Annotated in this window: 22 protein-coding genes; 17 read left to right on the forward strand and 5 right to left on the reverse strand. The window is 65.6% G+C overall.

From position 1 onward, the window contains the following. Positions 1-52 precede the first annotated feature (52 nt). Both J2X19_RS02745 and J2X19_RS02750 read left to right on the forward strand, forming a co-directional pair. Complete coding sequence (locus J2X19_RS02745) at positions 53-1,207, forward strand: cytochrome P450 (protein WP_310370413.1); 1,155 nt, start codon at positions 53-55, stop codon at positions 1,205-1,207. Then, a complete protein-coding gene (locus J2X19_RS02750; protein ID WP_310370417.1) occupies positions 1,204-1,560 on the forward strand; it encodes an antibiotic biosynthesis monooxygenase family protein in 357 nt (118 codons plus the stop codon). The genes J2X19_RS02745 and J2X19_RS02750 overlap by 4 nt, the downstream gene beginning before the upstream one ends. On the opposite strand, the gene J2X19_RS02755 is transcribed toward J2X19_RS02750, so the two are convergent. Beyond that, complete coding sequence (locus J2X19_RS02755) at positions 1,552-1,911, reverse strand: cupin domain-containing protein (RefSeq protein ID WP_310370419.1); 360 nt, start codon at positions 1,909-1,911, stop codon at positions 1,552-1,554. The two genes, J2X19_RS02750 and J2X19_RS02755, sit on opposite strands and share 9 nt — an antisense overlap. A 71-nt stretch (positions 1,912-1,982) precedes the next feature. Here J2X19_RS02755 and J2X19_RS02760 point away from each other — a divergent pair, with 71 nt between their 5' ends. The 3 genes from J2X19_RS02760 (at position 1,983) to J2X19_RS02770 (ending at position 5,719) form a co-directional block, all read left to right on the forward strand. Next, positions 1,983-2,855 (forward strand): AraC family transcriptional regulator, encoded by an 873-nt coding sequence (locus tag J2X19_RS02760; RefSeq protein ID WP_310370421.1) that lies wholly within the window; start codon positions 1,983-1,985, stop codon positions 2,853-2,855. A gap of 100 nt (positions 2,856-2,955) precedes the next feature. Further along, entirely contained in the window at positions 2,956-3,858 is a 903-nt protein-coding gene (locus J2X19_RS02765; RefSeq protein ID WP_310370423.1) for a phosphatidate cytidylyltransferase, read from the forward strand. 22 nt (positions 3,859-3,880) lie between these two features. Continuing rightward, the gene (locus tag J2X19_RS02770; RefSeq protein ID WP_310370425.1) at positions 3,881-5,719 is read left to right on the forward strand and encodes a bifunctional alpha/beta hydrolase/class I SAM-dependent methyltransferase; all 1,839 of its coding nucleotides are present in this window, start codon (positions 3,881-3,883) and stop codon (positions 5,717-5,719) included. Here the strand turns inward: J2X19_RS02770 and J2X19_RS02775 are convergent. After that, positions 5,631-6,251, reverse strand: coding sequence for a CDP-alcohol phosphatidyltransferase family protein (locus tag J2X19_RS02775; RefSeq protein WP_310370427.1), 621 nt, complete (start codon positions 6,249-6,251; stop codon positions 5,631-5,633). The two genes, J2X19_RS02770 and J2X19_RS02775, sit on opposite strands and share 89 nt — an antisense overlap. Next, complete coding sequence (locus J2X19_RS02780; protein ID WP_310370429.1) at positions 6,248-7,441, reverse strand: phosphatase PAP2 family protein; 1,194 nt, start codon at positions 7,439-7,441, stop codon at positions 6,248-6,250. Before J2X19_RS02780 ends, J2X19_RS02775 begins: the two co-directional genes overlap by 4 nt. Positions 7,442-7,479: 38 nt before the next feature. Between J2X19_RS02780 and J2X19_RS02785 the strand changes: the two genes are divergently transcribed. The 12 genes from J2X19_RS02785 (at position 7,480) to J2X19_RS02840 (ending at position 20,863) form a co-directional block, all read left to right on the forward strand. Then, on the forward strand, positions 7,480-8,580 hold the full coding sequence (locus J2X19_RS02785; RefSeq protein WP_310370431.1) for a patatin-like phospholipase family protein: 1,101 nt from the start codon (positions 7,480-7,482) through the stop codon (positions 8,578-8,580). Further along, positions 8,568-9,299, forward strand: coding sequence for an SDR family NAD(P)-dependent oxidoreductase (locus tag J2X19_RS02790; protein WP_310370433.1), 732 nt, complete (start codon positions 8,568-8,570; stop codon positions 9,297-9,299). The genes J2X19_RS02785 and J2X19_RS02790 overlap by 13 nt, the downstream gene beginning before the upstream one ends. Positions 9,300-9,361: 62 nt before the next feature. Next, positions 9,362-10,621 carry a DEAD/DEAH box helicase gene (locus J2X19_RS02795; protein ID WP_310370435.1) on the forward strand — a complete coding sequence of 420 codons (1,260 nt, stop codon included), beginning with the start codon at positions 9,362-9,364 and terminating at the stop codon, positions 10,619-10,621. A 228-nt stretch (positions 10,622-10,849) separates the two neighbouring features. Next, positions 10,850-12,658, forward strand: coding sequence for a methyl-accepting chemotaxis protein (locus tag J2X19_RS02800; protein ID WP_310370437.1), 1,809 nt, complete (start codon positions 10,850-10,852; stop codon positions 12,656-12,658). A 161-nt stretch (positions 12,659-12,819) separates the two neighbouring features. Further along, positions 12,820-14,415 carry an alpha/beta hydrolase fold domain-containing protein gene (locus tag J2X19_RS02805; RefSeq protein WP_310370440.1) on the forward strand — a complete coding sequence of 532 codons (1,596 nt, stop codon included), beginning with the start codon at positions 12,820-12,822 and terminating at the stop codon, positions 14,413-14,415. A gap of 37 nt (positions 14,416-14,452) precedes the next feature. Next, positions 14,453-15,697: an ABC transporter substrate-binding protein gene (locus J2X19_RS02810; protein WP_310370442.1), complete on the forward strand. Its 1,245-nt coding sequence runs from the start codon at positions 14,453-14,455 to the stop codon at positions 15,695-15,697. Between the two features lie 42 nt (positions 15,698-15,739). After that, a complete protein-coding gene (locus J2X19_RS02815; RefSeq protein ID WP_310370443.1) occupies positions 15,740-16,621 on the forward strand; it encodes a carbohydrate ABC transporter permease in 882 nt (293 codons plus the stop codon). After that, positions 16,618-17,457 carry a carbohydrate ABC transporter permease gene (locus J2X19_RS02820; protein ID WP_310370445.1) on the forward strand — a complete coding sequence of 280 codons (840 nt, stop codon included), beginning with the start codon at positions 16,618-16,620 and terminating at the stop codon, positions 17,455-17,457. The genes J2X19_RS02815 and J2X19_RS02820 overlap by 4 nt, the downstream gene beginning before the upstream one ends. A gap of 28 nt (positions 17,458-17,485) precedes the next feature. Then, on the forward strand, positions 17,486-18,367 hold the full coding sequence (locus J2X19_RS02825) for a sugar phosphate isomerase/epimerase family protein (RefSeq protein ID WP_310370447.1): 882 nt from the start codon (positions 17,486-17,488) through the stop codon (positions 18,365-18,367). Next, complete coding sequence (locus tag J2X19_RS02830; RefSeq protein WP_310370449.1) at positions 18,364-19,386, forward strand: Gfo/Idh/MocA family oxidoreductase; 1,023 nt, start codon at positions 18,364-18,366, stop codon at positions 19,384-19,386. Before J2X19_RS02825 ends, J2X19_RS02830 begins: the two co-directional genes overlap by 4 nt. An 8-nt stretch (positions 19,387-19,394) precedes the next feature. Beyond that, complete coding sequence (locus J2X19_RS02835; RefSeq protein WP_310370451.1) at positions 19,395-20,486, forward strand: ABC transporter ATP-binding protein; 1,092 nt, start codon at positions 19,395-19,397, stop codon at positions 20,484-20,486. A gap of 86 nt (positions 20,487-20,572) precedes the next feature. Continuing rightward, complete coding sequence (locus J2X19_RS02840) at positions 20,573-20,863, forward strand: hypothetical protein (protein WP_310370453.1); 291 nt, start codon at positions 20,573-20,575, stop codon at positions 20,861-20,863. An 86-nt stretch (positions 20,864-20,949) separates the two neighbouring features. Here the strand turns inward: J2X19_RS02840 and ppsR are convergent, their stop codons facing one another. Further along, complete coding sequence (ppsR, locus tag J2X19_RS02845) at positions 20,950-21,771, reverse strand: posphoenolpyruvate synthetase regulatory kinase/phosphorylase PpsR (RefSeq protein ID WP_116604983.1); 822 nt, start codon at positions 21,769-21,771, stop codon at positions 20,950-20,952. Positions 21,772-21,865: 94 nt separating this feature from the next. Next, entirely contained in the window at positions 21,866-22,024 is a 159-nt protein-coding gene (locus J2X19_RS02850; RefSeq protein WP_310370457.1) for a hypothetical protein, read from the reverse strand. Positions 22,025-22,189: the final 165 nt, after the last annotated feature.

The following is a 22,189-nucleotide window of genomic DNA, read 5'->3' on the forward strand; positions in this document are numbered from 1 at the left end:
GCGGCGCCAGCATACTGCAGCCTCTATCCGCCCACAAGCCGCCATGCCCACCATGCACGCTCTCGCCGCCCCGACCCATGCCAATCCTTATCCGTACTACGCCAGCCTGCGTGCCGGCCCGCCGCTGCGGTTCGATACCGAACTGCGGCTGTGGACCGCGGCGCGGGCCACGGTGGTCGACGAGGTTTTGCTGAACCCGCTCTGCCGGGTCCGCCCGCTGGCCGAGCCCGTGCCGCAGGCCATCGCCGGCTCGGCGGCCGGCAGGCTGTTCGGCCAGCTGGTGCGCATGAACGACGGCGACCCGCACGCCCGCCCCAAGCTGGCCTTGCAGCGCGCCCTGGCCGCGGTGCCGCTGCACACCGTGCAGCGTTATGCGCTGGAAGCTGCTGCGACCCTGGGCGTGGTGCCGGGCGCACCGCTGGCCGAGGCCTTGCACGCGGCCAGCCATCGCCTGCCCAGCCAGGTGCTGGCCCGCCTGCTGGGGCTGGACGCTGCCAGTTGGCCCCAGCTTACCGATTGGACCGCCGACTTCGTGGCCTGCCTGTCGCCGCTGGGCACGCCCGTGCAGCTGGCCCAGGCCTCGGTGGCCGCGCAGGCGCTGCGGAGCTTGTTCCAGCAGAGTCCGGCCCCCGCCCACAGCCTCGCCGCCCGGGTGCAGCAGGAGGTAGAGGCCGTAGGCTGGAACCAGGCCGACGCGCTGTGGGCCAATCTGGTCGGCCTGCTGTCGCAAACCTATGACGCCACCGCGGGGTTGATCGGCAACAGCGTCGTCGCCCTGCAGGCCCAGCCCGGCCTGCGGGATGCGCTGCGGGCCGCGCCGGAGCGCATGGCGGCCCTGGTGCAGGAGGTCAGCCGCCTGGACCCTGCCGTGCAGAACACGCGCCGCTTCGTCGCCGAGCCGACCCGCGTAGCCGGTGTGCAGCTGGCGGCGGGCGACACCATCTTGCTGCTGCTGGCGGCCGCCAACCGCGACCCGGCGTTGCATGCGCGGCCGGACGCCTTGGAGCTGGACCGCGCGGGCTACCGCAACTACGGCTTCGGCCACGGCCCCCATGCCTGCCCAGGCCAGGCCCTGGCCTGCAGCATTGCGTCCGCAGCCGTGCAGGCTTTGTTGCCTCTTCTGGACAACGCGCGGCTGGCCTGGCACTACCGCCCGTCGCTGAACGCGCGCATTCCCGTCTTTTCCACTTCCAAGGAGACCCCATGATCGCCGTCATTTTTGAAGTCATCCCCCAGCCCGAACACCAGCAGGAATATCTGGACATCGCCGCCGATCTGCGGCCGCTGCTGGAGCAGATCGACGGCTTTATCTCTATCGAGCGCTTCCAGAGCCTGAGCCAGCCGGGCAAGCTGCTGTCGCTGTCCTTCTTCCGCGACGAGGCCGCGGTCCAGCAGTGGCGCCAGCTGGAGGCGCACCGCGCGGCCCAGGCCAAGGGCAGGGCGTCCATCTTCCAGGACTACCGTTTGCGGATTGCCTCGGTGCTGCGCGACTACGGCCTGCACGAACGCGAACAGGCGCCGGCCGACAGCCGGGCCCGGCACGGCGGTCCGTCAGAGTAAGCGGCGCGGTGCGGCGGTGGCAGGGTCGCCGCTGTTGGGCGTGCCGGTGGGCTCGATCAGCAGGATATGGGTCTCCACATCGGCCCGCGGCCGGTGCTCCATGCCCTTGGGTACGACGAACATCTGGCCCGGGTCCAGCTGCAGGCTCAGGCCGTCGGGCAGGTCCAGGAACAGCCGGCCAGACAGCACCAGAAAGAAGTCGTCGCTGTCGGCATGCGAGTGCCAGGAAAAGCTGCCCAGGATTTTGGCCACCATCACGTCGTGGCCGTTGAACAAGGCGACGGTGCGCGGTGCAAAATGTCCGCTGAACTGACTTAGTTTGCTGGCAAGATCGATAGTCTGCAAAGGCATGCGGTATTCCTGTTGAATCAAAAATCCGCAGTCTGCGCGCGCAGCGCATCTTCGTATTGGACAAATGTTGCATGGACGGCCATTTGACGCACACCCGTACCGACTGGGCCCATTTCCAGCCCGGCGCTGGCGCGGGCATGACCTTGATGCAAGCCCATTTCACCGCCCATGCGTTCGAGCGCCATAGCCATCCCACCTACGCCGTCGGCCTGACCCATACCGGCGTGCAGACCTTCCAGTGCCGCGGCGCTCGCCATGCGAGCCAGCGCGGCGATGTGATTTTGTTCAACCCCGACGAGCCGCACGACGGCAGCCGTGGCACCGACGCAGGCTTTGGCTATTCCATGCTGTACCTGGAGCCGGCCGTGCTGCAGGCTTGGCGCGACGGCGCGGCCGGCACCCGGGTGGCCGCCTACTTTCGGCAGCCGCTGGCGCATGACCCGCAGGCCGCCCAGGCCCTGCACCAGGCCCTGGCCGCCGCCGCCCAGCCGCAGGAGCGGCTGCGCGCCGAGGCGCTGGCCAGCGCCGCGCTGATCGGCCTGTTGCAACGCTACGGTGAACACACTGGCGACGTATCCGACTGCCTGGACGCCGGGCGCGACCGGATGGAACAGGCGCGCGACTACATCGCCACTTACTTTGCCGAGGATCTGACGGTCGAGCGGCTGGCCCAGCAGGTGGGCTTGTCGCGGGTCCATCTGAGCCGGGCCTTTGCCAAGCGCTTTGGCGTACCGCCGCATGTGTACCTGAATGCTGTGCGCCTGCGCCAGGCCCAGACCGCGCTGCTGGCGGGCCAGCCGCTGGCCCAGGTGGCGCTGGCTGCGGGCTTTGCCGACCAAAGCCATTTCAACCGGCGCTTCAAAGGTAGCTTCGGCCTGTCGCCCGGGGCCTGGCTGGCCCAGATGGGGCCGGGTAGCCGCCCGTGGGATACTTACATTTTGTAATTGAAAATGTGGATAAACCAAGCCGTTTGCGCAGGTTTCATCGGCGCGGGTAGCTATATTAGTTGTAGCATGCTGAGTTGCGTATGCTCCCATTTTTCCGATGTCTGATTCTTCTGTAGCCACGCTGGCCGGCACCGCCATGGCGCCGCGCATCTGGGTGGCCATGCTGCTGCTGTACGGTGTGCTGGCCCTGGCCAGCCTGGGTGCCGGCCGCTGGACCGCGCCCGACAGCGCGCTGCGCCAGCAGATCAATGCCTGGTGGCGCATCTTTCCGGTGGTCAGCCTGAGCATGCTGCTGTACCCGGTGGGGCCGGTGCTGCTGTCGCTGTTGATCGCCAGCTTGGCGCTGCGCGAGCTGAGCACGCACTATGTTGGGCCGCGCTGGCGCTTCCAGGCTGTGTGCGTGGCGGTGCTGCTGCTGCAGACCGCGCTGGCGCTGCACAGCACGGCCATGGCTACCGCGCTGCTGCTGGCCTTGCTGCTGGCGCAGGCCGTGTACTGCGGGTTGCGTCGCCAGCCTGCGCAGATCCTGTTGCTGCTGTTTTTGCTGCTCAGCGCGGGGCTGAGCTTTTTGCCGAGCCTGCTGCAGCTGACGCCTTCCAGCACCGTGAATTTGGCCTGGTTCTTTTACCTGTTTGCGCTGACGGCCTTGAACGATATTGCCCAGTTCGTCAGCGGAAAATGCTTTGGCAAACACCGGCTGGCGGCGCACATCAGCCCCAACAAAACCTGGCAGGGCCTGGTCGGTGGTGTGCTGGCCAGCCTGGCCGTATCGGTGGCGCTGGGCCTGTATCTGCAACTGGCCGGCCTGCCGCTGCTGCTGGCGCTGGGCCTGCTGCTGTCGCTGGCCGGTGTCGCCGGCGACCTGGTGTTTTCTGCCGCCAAGCGCCGCCTGGGCATCAAGGATTTTTCGCAGCTGATCCCCGGCCATGGCGGCATTCTGGACCGCGTGGACAGCCTGGTGCTGACCGCGCCCTTGCTGTACTGCGGCCTGATGCTATGACCATTTAATTTGAGACTTTGGCATGACCCCCTCTTTACCTACCGCCTGGACCACCCAAGAGTCTGGCTTCGACAGTTTTGACCGTACCCGCTTGTTCTACCGCAGCTGGCAGCCTGTGCAGCCGCGGGTCGACGGGCCGCCGCGGGCCCTGGTGTTTTTGCACCGCGGCCATGAGCATTCGGGCCGCATCCAGCCGCTGGTCGAGCAGCTGGGCTTTACCCAGGACTGGGCGTTTGCCTGGGACGCGCGCGGCCACGGGCATTCGCCCGGCGAGCGCGGCGATGCGCCCAGCTTTTATGCGTTGGTGCAGGACTTTGAGGCCTTCGTCCGGCATCTGCAGGCCACCCATGGCATTGCCGCGGAAGACATTTTCATCGTGGCCAACAGCGTGGGCGCGGTGATCGCCGCCACCTGGCTGCACGACTTTGCGCCGCGGGTGCGCGGCGTGGTGATGGCGGCCGCTGCCTTCGACATCAACCTGTATGTGCCGCTGGCCAAGCCTGCGCTGCGGCTGGCGCTGCGCTTCAAGCCGGGCTTGCGCGTTACCAGCTACATCCGTTCGCGCATGCTCACGCATTCCGCGGGCCAGGCCCTGCTGTACGACAGCGACGCACTGATCACCCGCAACATCTCGGCCCGGGTGCTGATCGATCTGGCCGACACCGCCCAGCGGGTGGTCGACGATGCCCACGCCATCGACACCCCGGTGCTGATGCTGGCGGCCGACAAGGACTACGTGGTCAAGCAGGCGCCGCAGCGCCGCTTCTTCGACGGCCTGGCCTCGCGCTTCAAGCGCTTTGTGCTGATCCCCGATTGTCACCACGCTATCTTTTATGAAGACGAGCCGCAGGCCCAGCAAGCGCTGCAGGCCAGCCAGGCCTTTATCGAGGAATGCTTTGCGCAGCCCTTGCCGCCGCTGAGCGACTACCACCTGGCCCATACCCACAGCCCCAGCGCCCACCGTTACCAGGCCTTGCAGCAGGACATGGTGGGCAGCGCCTGGGAAAAGGCTTTCTTCGGCCTGCAAAAAGCCATGCTGGACCGTCTGGGCCATCTGAGCAACGGCATGCAGATCGGCCTGAGCCAGGGCTTTGATTCCGGTGCCTCGCTCGACTACGTGTACCGCAACCAGGCCGGCGGCCGCCTGGGCGTGGGCGCGGTGATCGACCAGGGCTATCTGGACGCCATCGGCTGGCGCGGCATCCGCCAGCGCAAGGTGCAGCTGCAGGGGCTGTTGGGCGAGCTGATTGCCCAGTACCCGGCCGACCAGCCGCTGCGCATACTCGATATCGCCGCCGGTAGCGGCCGCTACGTGCTGGAAACCGCCAAGCGCTTCCAGGACCGGCCGCTGGAAATCACCCTGCGTGAAATCAACCCGCGCAACCTGGAGCAGGCGCAGGAACTCAGCATGGAGCTGCAGCTGAAGAACCACATCGCCTTCCAGCGCCGCGACGCCTTCGACCCCGACAGCTACCCCGAAGACGAGGCGCCGTACGACATCGTCATCGTCTCCGGCCTGTACGAGCTGTTCAGCGACAACCAGCGGGTGCTGCAGTCGCTGCAGGGTATCGCCCAGCAGCTCAAGGTGGGCGGGCATCTGGTCTACACCGGCCAGCCCTGGCACCCGCAGCTGCTGATGATCGCCAAGACCCTGAACAACCACCTGGGCCGGGCCTGGCAGATGCGGCCACGGCCGCAGGCCGAGATGGACGCGTTGGTGGCCAGCGTGGGCTGCCGCAAGCTGCGCAGCGAGGTGGGGATCGCCGGAATCTTTACGGTGTCGGTGGCGCAGCGGGAAGCCGCAGCGCAGCCCGCAAGCGGTTCAGCAGCGTCCAGCCCAGCAGCAACAACACCAGGCTGAGCAGGCCGTTCAGCCACAGGCTGCCGGCGCCAACCGCCAGCAGCAGCGCCAGCAGGCTGAACGCAAACGCGCGGTCGCTCTTGCCCATGGGGCCGTCGAAGCGGCGCGGTGCGCCCACCAGCAGGGCCAGCACGCCGGCAAATTCGACCAGCAGCGCGGCCAGCACCACCAGTACCAGCAAGGGCGCGTAGACGCCGGCGGCCAGGGCGAAGGGCAGGGTCAGCGCCGCGTCGGATACCTGGTCGCCCAGCTCGTTCAGCACGGCACCCAGGCGGCTCTTTTGCCCGGTGAAGTTGGCCAGCATGCCGTCGATGGCGTTCAAGGCCATGCGCAAGAGCATGCACAGCGGCAACCCAGCCCACAGCCGCCAGTCGCCCGGCCACAGCGCCAGCGCCACGCCGTACAGCAGCGACAAGGCCATGGCCAGCAGCGTCACCTGGTTGGGGCTGATGCCCCAGCGCGCGAGCTGGGCCAGCACTGGGCGCAACAGCTGCTGGAAGCGGGACTTGAGTTGGTAGATTGAGAAGCTCATGGGGTGGATTCGGTAAAGGCTTTGGCAATCTGCACGCAGCGGCGGTAGCCCATGGCGCAGTGCAGGTAGACGGTATGGCCGGCCGCGGTTTCGCGGCGCAGGGCGGCGACGATAGCCTGCACCACCTCGGCCGGTGGCGCCACGATGTCGAGCAGGGGAAAGTGCCGGTAGCGCTGGTGTTGCGATGGGCGCAGGGCCGGGGTTTCCGGCAGCTCGCAGCACAGGTCGAACACGCTGCAGCCGGTCGGCAGCAGCCGGGCTTCGGCCTCGCTGAGGCGGCGGCCTATCCACAGCTGGGGTGCCATTTGCTGGATAGTGGGGCGGTGTCGCTCGTGCCAGGCCACGGCCCGCCAACTCAGCCGGTAGCCGAGCAGATAGGGCGCATACAGAATGGCGATCCACCACGGGTGCCGGCCATCGCGCTTGTGCAGAAACTGCCGGTCGCCGCGGGCATAGGCCAGGCTGACCAGTCCCAGGCTGAGCACCGCATACAGCGTGAGCAGCGCCGGCCAGGTGGCCAGGCCCACGACGGCAGCCACGCCACTCGCTACCAGGTAGTACAAGGCCACCTGCGGCGCGCTGCGCCCCGGCCGGACCGCGTACACGCACAAGCTCCCCAGCGCCACCCCGCCCAGCAGGTCCAGCAGATGGTGCTGGTAGGTGAACAGCGTAGACACCGCCGTCAGCAGCAAGCCGCCGGCCAGCAGGCTGCGCGCCCACAGCGGCGCCAGCAGATCGCGCAAGGACACCCACAGCAGCAGGCAATACGCCACGTGCAGCGATGGCAGCTGGTTGTAAGGCCGGTCCACCCAGGCCAGCATGTCGTACAGGGCGGCCAGCCAGGGGGTGTCTACCGCGGGCCGCGGCAGGCTGAAGCGCAGCGGATACAGCACAAACACCAGGGCTGCCAGCACCGTGGCCAGCAGCAGCCGCTGGCTGAAAACGCGCAAGCCATCGCGGCTGCGCAGCGCAAAGAATGCGGCGCCTAGCCAGAGCCCGCTGCTCAGGTAGGGCAGCAGCATCCAGGGCCAGAACGGGATCTGCGCGTCCAGCGCCAGCGCTACATGGCGATGGATATCCTGCTGCTGCGCGAGCCGGTTGGCCAGCAGATAGCAGATGCCAAAGACCAGGCTGTTCAGCCCCAGGTGCAGCAGGCGCTGCCGTACTCTCACCTCGCTCCCCGGGTCCATGCGCTACCTTGCTGCGTTGTTTGGGTTATCTTAGCCGCATGAATCAGGCACAAAAGTACCAACGCTGCATGGTGTTCGCCGGCGGTGGCTTCCGCTTCGGCATCTATCTGGGCATGTATGCGGCGGCGCGGGATGCGGGCCGTCCGCCCGATCTGCTGCTGGCCACCTGCGGCGGTGCGCTGGCGGCGGCCATCATCCAGGCGCTGCCCGACGACGCACAGCGCAAGGCCTGGCTCAGCTCGCCGCAGATGTACGCGTTCTGGCAAGGCCTGCAGCCGGCACCGCGGGCGCGCATCAGCCGCACCTTGCTGCAGGCGGCCCGGCGCAAGCTATCGCGGGCACCGGCGCCGGTGCTGCCGGATCTGTTCAACGACTACCTGTTCGAAGTGCCGCACCATCTGCCGCTGCCCACGCCGGCCGCTGCGTCCGAGGTGGCGGTGGCCACCATCGGCGGCAAGCTGCTGTACGGGCCTGGTGAAGTAGGGCAGGCGCGCGGCACGCGCAAGCTATTTGCGCAGACCGTGTTCTGCGAGCCGCGGGCGGCGGCGCTGCTGCAAGGCATGGTTTCGCCGTTTGCCGACCCGCGATGGGGCAACCATGCGTTGGCCGATGCGGTGCTGACCGACACCACGATGCCGCTGGATGCGGCGGCCTGCATGTCGATCATCGACTTCTATTACTTCCCCTGCTACAGCCATGGCGCTAACAACTACCTGGGTGGCGTGGTCGATCTGTTCCCCATCGAAGTGGCGCGTCGGCTGGCCGACGAGGTGATGATCGAATTCAAGGAGTCGTTTGACCAGACCTTCTCTATCCCCGCCTGGCGCACCGTGCTGGGCCTGGATGGCAACCAGCGCATGCGCCAGGTCAACGGCGAGTTTGCCGATGTGTGGTTCGATACCTCGGACATTACCGCGGCGCTGCCCATCCAGCAGATCGGCAAGCGGCTGGACTGGCTGCACAACCGCATCGTGCTGAACGTGCCCGCCAGCTACGCCACCTATGTGCAGTACATGGACGCGCAGTGGCAGTACGGCTACCAGCGCGGCATGGAGGCGCTGCGCCGGCGCCAGCCGAACGACATCTCGGCCATGCGCAACCCCGACCGCTACAACCAGGCCCAGCCATGCGCGTCCTGATCATCGGCGGCACCAGCGGCATCGGCCTGGCATTGGCGCTGCACTATCTGCAGCAGGGCGACGAAGTGGCGGTCTGCGGGCGCGATCTGGCGCGCTTGCCGGCCGGGTTGATGGAGCAGCATCCACGGTTGCAGGCATTTCCGCTGGACATCAGCGACCGGCCGGCGCTGGCCCAGCTGGTCGATCAATTCGCCGTGCCCCGCCTGGACCTGGTGGTGGTGGCCGCCGGCTTCTACTTCAACACCCGGCAGCATGTGCTGGACGCCGCCACCACGCAGCGCATGCTGCAAACCAATATCAGCGGCTTGGCCCATGCGTTCGAGCTGGCGGCTGCCAAGATGCTGGCCCAGCAGTCGGGCCAGCTGGTGGCGGTCTCGTCGATTGCCGGCTTGCTGAAGGACTACCCCGGCGCCTCGCTGTACAGCGCGACCAAGCGCAACGTGCTGGGCATTTGCGAGAGCTACCGCATTGCCTTGCAGCCATTTGGCATCGCCGTCACCGCCATCGTGCCCGGCTATGTGGATACCGAAAAGCTGCGCGTGCTGAACCATGGCGATGCCAGCCACAAGCCCTTTGTCCAGTCCGAGGCCCAGGCCGTGGCCCACATCGCGCAGGCCATCCAGCGCCGCGAGGCGGTGCGGGTGTTCCCCTGGCAGATGCGCTGGCTGGTGGGGCTGTTGAACCGGCTGCCGCGCCGTCTGCTGGCACTGCGCCGTTGAGCGCCTGGGGGGTGGGGGTAAACTCCTACCCCTTCTTCGACGTCTTGCCCGACGCATCCTCCATGCCATTTGCCTCCCTGGGACTTGCTCCCGCCTTGCTGCGCGCCGTGCGCGAACAGGGCTATACCGTCCCCACCGCCATCCAGGCTGCGGCCATTCCGGCGGTTGTACGCGGTGCCGATGTCTGGGCCGCAGCGCCCACCGGGTCCGGCAAGACAGTGGCCTTTGCGCTGCCCCTGCTGCAGCGTTTGACCGAAGCCCCGCGTGCCGACGGCAAGCGCCGCACCCGCGTGCTGGTGCTGGTGCCGACGCGCGAACTGGCGGCCCAGGTGGCCGAGGTGTTCCGCGGCCTGGCCCAGCACCTGCCGCAGCCGCTGAAAATCGCTGTGATCTTTGGCGGCGTTTCCATCAATCCGCAGATGATGGGCTTGCGCGGCGGTGCCGACATCGTGGTCGCCACGCCGGGCCGCCTGCTCGATCTGGTGGACCACAACGCGCTGCAGTTGTCCAACGTGGCTGCCCTGGTGCTGGACGAGGCCGACCGGCTGCTCGACCTGGGCTTTGCCGACGAGCTGGCCCGTGTGCTGACCCTGCTGCCGGCACAGCGGCAAAACCTGCTGTTCTCGGCCACCTTCCCACCCGCCATCGACGCGTTGGCCGCCCAGCTGCTGCGCGAGCCGGTGCGCATCGAACTGGCGGCTGCGCCCACCACCGACCTGGCGGCTCCGGCCATTGCCCAGCGCGCGATTGCGGTGGATGCCAGCCGACGCACCCAGCTGCTGCGGCATCTGGTGCAACAGAACAAGTGGGAACGCGTGCTGGTCTTTGTGGCCACCAAGTTCTCTGCCGAAATCGTGGCCGACAAGCTGCGCAAGGCCAGCATCCTGGCCGAGCCCTTCCACGGCCAGTTGAGCCAGGGCAAACGCACCCAGGTGCTGGACGACTTCAAGGCCGGCCGCGTGCATGTGGTGGTGGCCACCGACCTGGCGGCCCGCGGCATCGACGTGACCGAGCTGCCAGTCGTCGTCAACTACGACCTGCCACGCTCGGCCGTGGACTACATCCACCGCATCGGCCGCACCGGCCGGGCCGGGCAGAGCGGCGAGGCCTATAGCTTCGTCACCGCCGACATGGCGGCCCACTTTGCGCTGATCGAGAAGCGCCAAGGCCTGAGCCTGTCGCGCGAAGAAATTGCGGGCTTTGAGTCGGTGGAGCTGCCCAGCGCCGACGCGGCCCCGGCAGCGCCGTCCAACGGCGGCATCAAGGGCAAGCGGCCCAGCAAGAAGGACAAGCTGCGCGCCGCCGCGGCTGGCCAAGCCTAAACCTACACAGCTTGTGCGCTGGGTAGGGATAAAAAGACCCTGCGGCGCATATCTTGCGTGCGTGTAATGCTATTGAAAATATAGTGTCTGCATAATTGCACCAGATTTCCTCTGGCGCGGTGGTCTGGGGTGCGAAGAGTCCTATCTATGGCTTGAGAGTGCCGCAGAACTGCCGATAACCCTGTTTTGTTCCACATTTCTTCGTCGTCACTGCCGAAGACACACGCTATGCCCAATTTTGTTACCAATCTGTCCACCGCCAAACGCCTAGGCCTGGGTTTTGCCCTGGTGCTCATCTTGTCCTTGATCAGCATCGTCATGGGGCTGTCGCGCCTGAGTTCGGTGGCCCAGGCCACGCAGGACATGGTGGCGAGCCCGGTGCAGACCGAGCGGGTGGTCAGCGACTGGTACCGGAACATCCACACTGGTGTGCGCCGCACCGGTGCCATCGCCAAGAGCAGCGACCCTTCGGTGGCCGCTTATTTTGCGGAAGACCAGGCAGCTTCGTCCAAGAGCTCGGCCGAGCTGCAAAAAGCCCTGGAGGAGCTGCTGACGACCGACAAGGAAAAAGCCTTGTTCGCCGAAATCGGCGCGCAGCGCAAGATTTACGTCGCCGCGCGTGACGAAATCCTGGCTCTCAAGAAGGAAGACAAAACCGAAGAGGCCGGCAAGGTGCTGGACGAAAAGTTCGTGCCGGCTTCCAAGGCCTACATCGCCAAGGTCGAGGCCCTGGTGAAACAGCAGCGCGACGAAATCGACACCGTGGCGAAGGACATCCAGGCCAACTACACCGCCAGCCGCAGCCTGATGGTGGCTTTGGGCGTGGTCAGCATCGCGCTCAGCACCCTGATCGCCTGGTTGTTGTCGGGCACCATCACCCGGCCCCTGGCGCAAGCCACGGCCGTGGCCCGCCAAGTGGCCTCCGGCGACCTGACGGCGCATATCCCCAACGACCGTAGCGACGAAGTGGGCCAGCTGCTGTCCAGCCTGCACGATATGCAGGTCAGCCTGGTACGCGTGGTGGCCAATGTGCGCTCCGGCTCCGAAGGCGTGGCCACTGCCAGTGCCGAAATCGCCCAGGGCAACGACGACCTCAGCGCCCGCACCGAGAGCCAGGCCAGCGCGCTGGAGCAGACCGCAGCCTCGATGGAAGAACTCAGCTCCACCGTCAAACAGAATGCCGACAACGCCCGCCAGGCCAACCAGCTGGCCATGAGCGCCTCTACCGTGGCCATCCAGGGTGGTGATGTGGTGACCCAGGTGGTCGAGACCATGAAAGGCATCAACGACAGCAGCAAGAAGATTTCCGACATCATCAGCGTGATCGACGGTATCGCCTTCCAGACGAATATCCTGGCGCTGAATGCCGCGGTGGAAGCGGCCCGTGCTGGCGAGCAAGGCCGCGGCTTTGCGGTGGTGGCGAGCGAGGTGCGGAATCTGGCCGGCCGCTCGGCCGAAGCCGCCAAGGAAATCAAGAACCTGATCAATGCCAGCGTGGAGCGCGTGGCCCAGGGCACGGCCCAGGTCGACCAGGCCGGCGTCACCATGACCGAGGTGGTCAGCTCGATCCGCCGGGTTACCGACATCATGGGCGAGATCAGCGCCGCCAGCACCGAACAGTCGCTGGGCGTGGCCCAGGTCGGCGAAGCCGTCACCCAGATGGACCAGGCGACCCAGCAGAACGCGGCCCTGGTCGAAGAAATGGCCGCCGCGGCGAACGGCTTGCGCAACCAGGCACAGGACCTGGTGCAGGTGGTGGCGGTGTTCAAGCTGGACGGCAGTGCTGTACAGCAGGTCGCGCCGGCTGCGCGCGCACCCGTGCGTGCCGCCGTGCCGGCGCCCCAGCGTGCCGCAGCGCCCCGTCCCGCTGCCGCCAAGCTCAATACGCCCCGCGCCGCAGCGGTTCCCAAGCCTGCTGCCATTGCCCGTCCACCCGTAGCAGCTGGCAAGCCCGCGACAAAGCCAGCCGCCAAGCCGGTGGTCAAGTTGAGCGCTCCCAAGCCCGCCATCAACGAAGACGACTGGACCAGCTTCTAAGGGAAGCGGGCCGGCCAAAAAACAAATGATTTTGGCCTCTGGCACTCACAGTTATTGCGTAAGTAGCTATTGAAAAGAGAGTGCTTATGGTTTGGTAAGGGTGCTTGATAGGGTTATCGATAGTTTGAAGAAAGACTATCGATAATAAAATTTGGCTTGTCATGAAGCCAAATACCTCTTCTTCCGGCCGCAAGAGCAACAGCGTCTACCGCGACCTGCGCAAGCAGATCGTGCTGGCCGAGTTGCCCGCAGGCCAGCAACTGGTCGAGCTCGAAGTCGCCAAGCAGATGAACTGCAGCCAAAGCACGGTGCGCGAAGCGCTGATGCGCTTGCAGGAGGACGGCTTGATCGTGCGCCAGGGCTACCGGGGTACCCTGGTGTCGTCGGTGTCGGCCACCGAGGGCCAGGAGTCTCTGGACATCCGGGCGCGTATCGAGTCGCGGGCGGCGGCGCTGTCCATGGGGAACTTCAGCTCTGCGCACATTGCGGCTCTGAGCACGCTGGTGCAGCAAATGGAAGTGCTGGCCGAGCAGGGCGATGAATACGGCCTGTTCGAGCTGGACCAGGAGTTCCACCACACGCTCTACGAGGCCGCCAACCTGCCGGCGCTGATGCCCATTCTGGACCGCTGCTCGCTGTGCAGCCACCGCTACAAGATCACCCAGTCCACCACACGCCGCACCTTGCGCGATACGGCTTTGCGGCACTGGAAGATTGTCGAGGCCGTGCAGTCCGGCAGTGCCGCCGAGCTGGAGCGCGTGCTGTTCCACCATGTATCGAGTGTGATTGGCGATGCCGATGGCGCCAGCAAGGCCGCGCCAGAACTGCGCATGTCCGATGCCATGGCCGCCATCTTCCAGCGCCTGCAAAAAGAGGATGCGCACCTGCCCAACCCGATGCAGATTCCGCTGGACCAGGCGCGCACCAATTTCAACGCCAGCAATGCGCGCTGGAACCACATAGACACCGCCGTCTTCGCCATCGACTACTTCACTATTCCGTGCCCGACGCACCAGATGCCGGCCGTGCGCATAGCGCCCCAGGCCGGTGGGCGCAAGGGCACGCTGCTGTATCTGCACGGCGGCGGCTGGGTCTTTGGCTCCATCCACACCCATCTGGGGGCGATGGCCCGGCTGGCGGCACTCAGCGGCCTGACCGTGGTCGGCATCGACTACCGCCTGGCACCCGACGCGCCGTTTCCAGCCGGCTTGAACGATGCTGTCTGGGCCTGGCACTGGCTGCGCGCCGAGCAGGCTGCGCGTGGCCTGGGCGCACCGTGGTTTATTTCGGGCGACTCGTCCGGAGCGAACCTGGCTTTGTCCACGATGCTGGACCTGCGCCACGCGGGCGAAGCCTTGCCCGATGCAGCCCTGCTGTTCTATGGCGTGTTCGACGCCAACCACCAGACTGAGTCGCACCTGCGCTGCGGCCAGGGCCAGTTTGGCCTGACCACCGAAAAAATGGCCTGGTACCGCGCGCACTACCTCAGCGGCACCCGCCGTGACCCGGCTGACCCGCGGGTTTCGCCATTGCTGGCAGATTTGCAAGGCCTGCCGCCGATCTTCCTGAATGCCGCCGGGCTGGACCCACTGCGCGACGACAGCCTGCTGCTGGCCCAGCGCCTGGCGCAGGCCACCGTGCCCTGCCAGCTCAAGGTGGTCGAAGGCGTGGTGCACGGCTTCATGCAAATGGGCAGCGAGTTGCCCGAAGCCCAGGCCGCCTTCCAGGATGCCGCCGCGTTCACCCGGTCCTGGTGATCACTTTCCCTGCCCCAGAAAACCTACAGGAGACAGCATGCAGATCCTACGCCGCCCCTTGCTCGCCAGCGCCCTTGCCAGCGCCTTTGCCGGCGCGCTGGCCCTGGCCTTCAGCGCCAGCGCTGCCGCCCAGCAGACCGTGAACTTCTGGTACCACGTGGACAACGCGGAAAACACCAAGCTGATGGACGAGCTGGTCAAGAGCTTCGAGACCAAGAACCCCGACATCCGTATCAAGGCCGAGAACGTGCCCTGGAACAACTACTTCGACAAGCTGTTCATCTCCATCGCCGGCGGCAAGGCGCCCGACGTGGCCGTGACCCGGCTGGCGCTGCAGCCGCAGCTGCTGGAGATGGACGCCATCGAGCCCATCACCAAGCGCCTGGCCGCTTGGCCCGGCAAGGCCGACCTGGCCAACAACCTGCTGGACATCAACAAAGCCTCGGACGGCGAGTACTACTACATGCCGCTGCAGTACGTGGCCATCTACCTCTACTACCGCACCGACCTGTTCGCTAAGTACAACCTGAAGCCGCCGGCTACCTGCGAAGACTTTCTGGAGGCCGCCAAGAAGCTGACCCTGCCGGCCACCGCCAATGGTGGCACCGAGCTGTATGGCTTTGGCATGCGCGGCGGCAAGGGCGGGCACGACAACTGGGGGCCCTTCGTGCTGTCGCAAACCGGCTTCGCGCCGGGCGCCATGAATACACCCAAGGCCGTGGCCGCCAACAGCTGGTACATCGACCTGCTGCGCAAGCACAAGGTGGCGCCGCCCTCGGCGCCCAACGATGGTTTCAACGAAATCATCAGCGCCTTCAAGGCCGGCCGCACGGCCATGATCTTCCACCACATCGGCTCGGCCAAGAGCATGGCCGACGCATTGGGCGACAAGGTTTCGGCCGTGCCCGTGCCCTCGTGCGGCGGCGGCCGCTGGACCTATTTCGGCGACGAGTCCACCACCATGTTCAAGACCTCCAAGGTCAAGGAGGCATCCTGGAAGTGGATGAGCTTTCTGAGCGAGAGCGACAACAACCTGAAGTTCAACGAAGCCACCGGCCAGTTGACGGTGACCAAGAGTGGCGCGCTCAAGGTGCCGCAACCCGCGCGCTTCGTGAAGGCGACCATGGATTCGCTGGCCTTTGCCAAGCCACTGCCGCTGGTGCCACAAACCGCGGACTTCGTGTCCTCGGTCTGGCCCACCACCATGCAGCGCGCGCTGAATGGCGAGATCAGCTCCGCGCAAATGATGGACGCCATCGACAAGCACTTCAACGCCAAGTAATCAAGGCCAGGCAATGGACAGCCACGTTCGGCACGAAGCGCCATGAGCCAGAAATCCCGCACCAGCATCCTGCCCTACGTGCTGCTGTCACCGGCGGTGCTGGCCACCGTGATCGTGGTGTTCTACCCGATGCTGCAGGCGCTCATCACGAGCCTGTACAACAACATCCTGTGGAAGCCGCGCGCGGTAAAGTTCATCGGGCTGGACAACTACATCGCCATCTGGCATGACCCTGTGTTCTGGGCCTCGCTGGGGCGCACGGCGATCTGGATCGGGCTGACCGTGCCGCTGCAGCTGCTGCTGGGCCTGGTGACGGCTCTGCTGCTGAACCAGCAGTTCCGCTGGCGCGGCCTGGCGCGCAGCCTGATTTTGATCCCCTGGGCCTTGCCCAGCGTGGTCATCGGCCTGATGTGGTCGTGGATCTACAACCCGCAGGTCGGCCTGCTGAACGACCTGATGCTGCGCCTGGGCCTGTTGCAGACAGCCATGCCCTGGCTGGCGAATCCGGATACCTCGCTGTACGCCATCATCGCCGCGCTGGTGTGGCAGGGCTTTCCGTTCTTCGCCATCATGATCCTGGCCGGGCTGCAGACCATTCCGCACAGTCTGTACGAGGCGGCCGACATCGACGGCGCTACCGACTGGCAGCAGTTCTGGCACATCACCATGCCCGCGCTCAAGTCGGTGCTGGTCACGGCGGTGATGCTGCGCATCATCTGGGTGGCCAATTCCATCGACGTGATCTACGTGATGACTGGCGGCGGCCCCGGCTATGCCACCCATACGCTGCCGCTGTACGCGCTGAAGCGCACCTACGCCAGCATGGACTTCGGCTACGGTTCGGCGCTGGCGGTGAGCTTTTCGCTGCTGCTGCTCGGCGCGATCTACGTCTACCTGCGCCGGGTCGGGAAGGGCATCGAATGAGTGTCGTCAAACACCAGCCCCTGCGGCGCATTTTCACGCTGCACCTGCCAATGCTGGCCATCGTGCTGTTCGCCCTGGGGCCGTATCTGTGGATGCTGCTGACCTCGCTGAAACAGGAGTCCACGCTGTTCTCCCCGGAGCGCACTTTTCTGCCCACGGTAGTCACGCTGGAGAACTACCTGCGGCTGTTCCAGAAGACCACCTTCCTGAGCAACCTGGGCCACAGCCTGGTTGTCTCCAGCGGCACCATGCTGCTGGGCCTGTCGGTCAGCATCACCGCCGCCTATGCGTTCTCGCGCTTCCGCTTTGCCGGGCGGCGCGCGCTGATGCTGCAGTTTCTGCTGGTCAACATGTTCCCCATCGTGCTGCTGATCATTCCACTGTTCATCATCATGAAAAGCCTGGGCCTGCTGGATACGCACCTGGGCCTAATCCTCGCGCATTCGACCTTCTCGATCCCGTTCGCTACCTGGATGATGATCAGCTACTTTGACGCCATCCCGCGCAGCCTGGACGAGGCTGCCATGGTCGACGGTTGCACGCCCATAGGCGCCATGTTCCGGGTGGTGATACCGCTGACCGTGCCCGGCATCATCGCCACCGGCATCTACATCTTCATCACCTCGTGGAACGAGTACCTGTACGCCTCGATCCTGGCCGGGCAGAACGTGCGCACGCTCACCGTCGCCATCCAGACCCTGGTGGGTGAATACGAAATCGCCTGGGGCCTGCTGACCTCGGGCGGCGTGGTGGGGGCCTTGCCCGTCACCCTGCTGTTCATGCTGATCCAAAAGCGGCTCGTCGCGGGCATGACCCAAGGCGCGGTGAAGGGTTGATTCCCCATTCCAAAAGGAGACGTATTCCATGAACCCCATTGGCATCATCTCGATGCAATACAACCGCCCATTCGTCGCCGCGGACTTCGCCCAGTTGGGCCGCTGGAAGGCCGCGGGCTACGACTTCGCCGAGCTGCTGGTGCCCGAGCCCGGCGAGCTGGACCTGGCCGCCACCCGCCGTGCACTGGACGATGCGGGTCTGGGCGTGGTGCTGGCGGCGCGCGTCAACCTGGACCGCAACCTGACCAGCGACGAAGCCGCCAAGCGCCAGGCCGGGGCCGACTACCTGGCCTATTGCGCCGAAACCGCCGAGGCCTTGGGCGCCAAAGTCGTCGGCGGGCCGCTGTACGGCAACCCGCTGGTGTTCGCCGGGCGCGCACCGCATGCCGTGCCCGAGTCGCTGCGCCAGGCGCGCGTCGACTGGTGTGTGGAAGGGCTGGTGAAGGGCGGTGACGCGGCGGCCCGCTGCAGCATCCGCTTCGGCGTCGAGCCCTTGAACCGTTTCGAAACCGACATCCTCAACACCACCCGCCAAGGCGTGGCGCTGATGCAGCTAGTGAACCACGCCAGCGTCGGCTTGGTGCTCGACACCTTCCACATGAACATGGAGGACGACGACATCTGCAGCGCGCTGCGCGAGGGCGCGGCCCACATGGTCCACTTCCAGGCCAACGAGAACCACCGCGGCTACCTGGGCACCGGCCACATCGACTGGAACCCGGTGGTGCGTACGCTGGCCGAGATCGGCTACACCGGCAGCATTTCATTGGAACCCTTTCGCCGCCGCGATGAGCGCATCGGTATCCCTTTTGCGCAGTGGAAGCCTCCTGTCAAGGATGAGACCGAAGAGCTGAGCGCCGCCTGCGCCTTCCTGAAGAACCTGATCACCCTGAACGGAGGCCGGAAATGACGTACCGCGTAGGTTGGATAGGCTGCGGCCGGCATGCCGAGCAAATGCTGCTGCCGCAATTGGCGCGCCACGATGTGGAACTGGTGGCGGTCTGCGATCTGAACGCCGAGACCGCGCAGAAGATAGGCCGGCGCTACGGCGTGGCCCATACCGGTACTGACTTTCGCGCGCTGCTGGATGTGCCGGGCCTCGACGTGGTGGGCATGGCGGTGGGCCCGACCCAGCACCGCGACATGTCGATTGCGGCCCTGGAGCGCGGTTGCCATGTGTTCATGGAAAAGCCCACGGGCGCCAACGTGGCCGATGCGCTGGCCATCCAGGCTGCGGCCACCCAGGCCGGCAAGACCGTGGGTGTGGGCTTCATGAAGCGCTTTGCCACCGCCAACCGCATGGCGCACAACGTGGTGAAGAGCGCCGAGTTCGGCCCGGTGGCGGGCTTCTTTGGTGAATACATGACCGCGCCCACTTACTTCAGCGGCAATGTGGACTACACCGGCTTCTACCTGCACCACTGTGTGCACTACATGGACCTGGTGCGCTACTTCGTCGCGCCGGTGCTCAACGTCACGGTGTTCCGCAACGAGACCGCGCCGGGCAAGCAGCTGCTGCATGTGCATTTCGGCTTCGAGAACGGCGCCATCGGCACCGTGGTGATGGGCACCATCCAGTCGCGCGGCACGCCGATGGAGCGACTGCAGATCATGGGCGACCACCAGCGTGTGGAAGTCAACGGCGTGATCGAGGTCACGCATTTCCGCAACCCGCCGTTCAAGGCCGACGACCTGGACGCAACCCTGGCCGATGGCGTGGACAACCTCAGCTGGAAGCCGAACTTCACCGCCGCCGCCAACGAGGATTTCAAGGGCTACAACGCCTTGTTCAAGGCCTTCTTCGCCCAGCTCGGCGGTGCGAACACCGACCTGCCGACGATTGCCGATGGCGTGGAAGCCATGCGCGTGATGGCCGCCATGCTGGAGGGGATTGCGCGTCCGGGGGCCTGCGTCCCCGTGGTGCGCTAGGGGCGGGCATGGCAGACGTCACCCTCAAGCAGATCCGCAAGAACTACGGCAGCCTGGAAATCATCCACGGCATCGACCTGCACATCCGCAGTGGCGAATTCGTGGTCTTCGTCGGCCCGTCGGGCTGCGGCAAAAGCACCTTGCTGCGCATGGTCGCGGGGCTGGAAACCATCTCCGATGGCGACATGTTCATCGGCGACAAGCGGGTCAACGACCTGGCGCCGCGCGACCGCGACATCGCCATGGTGTTCCAGGACTACGCGCTGTACCCGCACAAGACCGTGCGCGACAACATGGCCTTTGGCCTGCGTCTGCGCAAGTTTTCTGAGGCCGAGGTCAACAGCCGCGTCAACAGCGCTGCCGAGACATTGCAGATTACCCATCTGCTGGACCGCCTGCCCAAGGCCTTGTCGGGCGGCCAGCGCCAGCGCGTGGCCATGGGCCGCGCCATCGTGCGCCAGCCGCAGGTGTTTCTGTTCGACGAGCCGTTATCGAACCTGGACGCGCTGCTGCGCAACCAGGTGCGCGCCGAGATCAAGAAGCTGCACCGCCGGGTGCGCGAAACCGTGATCTACGTGACCCACGACCAGGTCGAGGCCATGACCCTGGCTGACCGCATCGTCGTACTGCAGGCCGGGCGCATCGTGCAGGTGGGCACGCCCGACGAGATCTATGGCAGCCCGCAGCACCGCTTTGTGGCCGGCTTTACCGGTTCGCCACCGATGAACTTCCTGCCCGCTAGTTTGCTGCAGCATGACGGCCAGGTGCAGCTGCAGATCGCCAATGCCCAGCCGCTGGTGCTGCCCGATGCCTTGGCGCGGCGTTGGCAGTCGCATGCAGGGCGCCCGGTGGAGTTCGGCATCCGTCCGGAGAACCTGAGCCTGGCGCCGCAGCACAGCGATTGGCCGGTGATCGAGGCGGAGGTTGAACTGGTGGAACTGCTGGGGGCGGAAAACCTGGTGACCCTGAAGCTGGGTGCGTACGAACTCAAGGCCCGGCTGGCCCCCGATGTGCGGCCTTCTGCCGGAACCCGGCTGTCGATTGCGCTCGATCCCAACCACTTTCACCTGTTTGACCAGCTGTCGGGTGAGGTGGTTTAGGCATGGGGGCCTCTCGTTGCGGCGGGACGTTTCGGTGTGCGTAAATCGCACTACCCCTGGCGGCGCATGTGTGGCAAGATGGTTTCATGAGCCAAACATTCGGTATGGAAACTCCGTCGGCGCACGGCCTGTCTGCGCACCGCCAGCCCACCCGTTACCTGGTGGTCATCGACTCCGGCGGGTCGATGGTGGCGCGCTTGTTCCTTGCCTCGCGTGAGCCGGTGGCCGAGTTCGATGCCAGCGTCGAAGAGGTCACGCACATGATCGATGGCCTGGTGCCGGAAACCGGCGCCGCCGGCACCGAGTGGGACGTGGCCCTGCAAGGCCACAACCCCAGCGAGCGGGCCGAGGCCAAGGTCTACACCCTGAGCATCTGAGCTTTGCCGCCTGTCTGGCGGATGTATGAATAATCAGGCTCTGGCGCTTATTCCACTAGCGCCAGTAGCTATCAAAACCATAGTAATCAGTAGACCAGCCGCTCGGGTCGGATCTCCTGCAGGATGGTGGTCGCAATCTCTTCGATCGACTTGGTGGTGCTGGACAGCCAGCGTATGCCGCTGCGGCGCATCATGGCCTCGGCCTCGTTAACCTCCATGCGGCAGTTCTCCAGCGAGGCGTATTTGGAATTCGGCCGGCGCTCGTTGCGGATTTCGCTCAGGCGCTCGGGCTGGATCGACAGGCCGAAGATCTTTTTACGGTGCTCGACCAGCGCCGGCGGCAGCTGGCGGCGCTCGAAGTCTTCGGGGATCAGTGGGTAGTTGGCGGCCTTCAGGCCGTACTGCATGGCCAGGTACAGCGTGGTCGGGGTCTTGCCACTGCGGCTGACGCCGACCAGGATCACATCGGCCTGGCCCAGGTCGCGGTGGGTCTGGCCGTCGTCGTGCTCCAGGCTGAAGTTGATGGCCTCGATGCGGTCGGTATAAGCCTGGCTTTTGCTCACGTCGCTGAAGCGGCCGATGCGGTGGTTCGATTTGATGCCCAGTTCGGCCTCCAGCGGGTTCACAAAGGTGCCGAACATGTCGAGCAGCATGCCCTTGCAGTTCTCGGTGATCACCTTCAGCACCTCCATGTTCACCAGGGTGGTGAAAACGATGGGCCGCTTGCCCTCCAGCTCGGCCGTGTGGTTGATCTGGCGTACCGCCTGGTGGGCCTTGTCCACCGTGTCGGTAAACGGCAACCGCACATGGCGCGGCGCCATGGAGAACTGCGCCAGGATGGCGTTGCCAAAAGTCTCGGCGGTAATGCCGGTGCCATCGGAGATGAAGAAGACGGTGCGGTCGGTCATAAGGGCATTCTGCGGGTGGAAGGGATCGGTTGGGCAGGCTGGGCGGCCATCGCGGGGGTCTGAACTTTGTGCATCGTAAACGCAATGAAGCTGGCTACGGCGCGCGGCAGGTGCTGCCGGCCCAGGTAGAGCAGGTAGAGCCTGCGCCACGCAGCCTGGAGGTAGGCTGCAGCGCCATCCCCTGGCCGACCAGCGCGGCTTGGATGGCGCGGTCCATGGCGTGCCGGGTGCATGGATTTTTGCTATCGGTCATCCCCCTTTTTGGGGATGCCGTCGTTCCTTGTTGCAGTCCAGAATGGGACATTGCTACTTTTTGTTAACAGTTGTGCTGTTTGTTTACGCAACAACTGTCTCAATCAGGAGTGAGGGGTATATCGCCGCTCTCGGCGAAGGGAGGGAGCAGGCGCTACTGCATAGA

It is taken from the genome of Rhodoferax ferrireducens, assembly GCF_031458075.1.
Lineage (GTDB): Bacteria > Pseudomonadota > Gammaproteobacteria > Burkholderiales > Burkholderiaceae_C > Rhodoferax_B > Rhodoferax_B ferrireducens_A.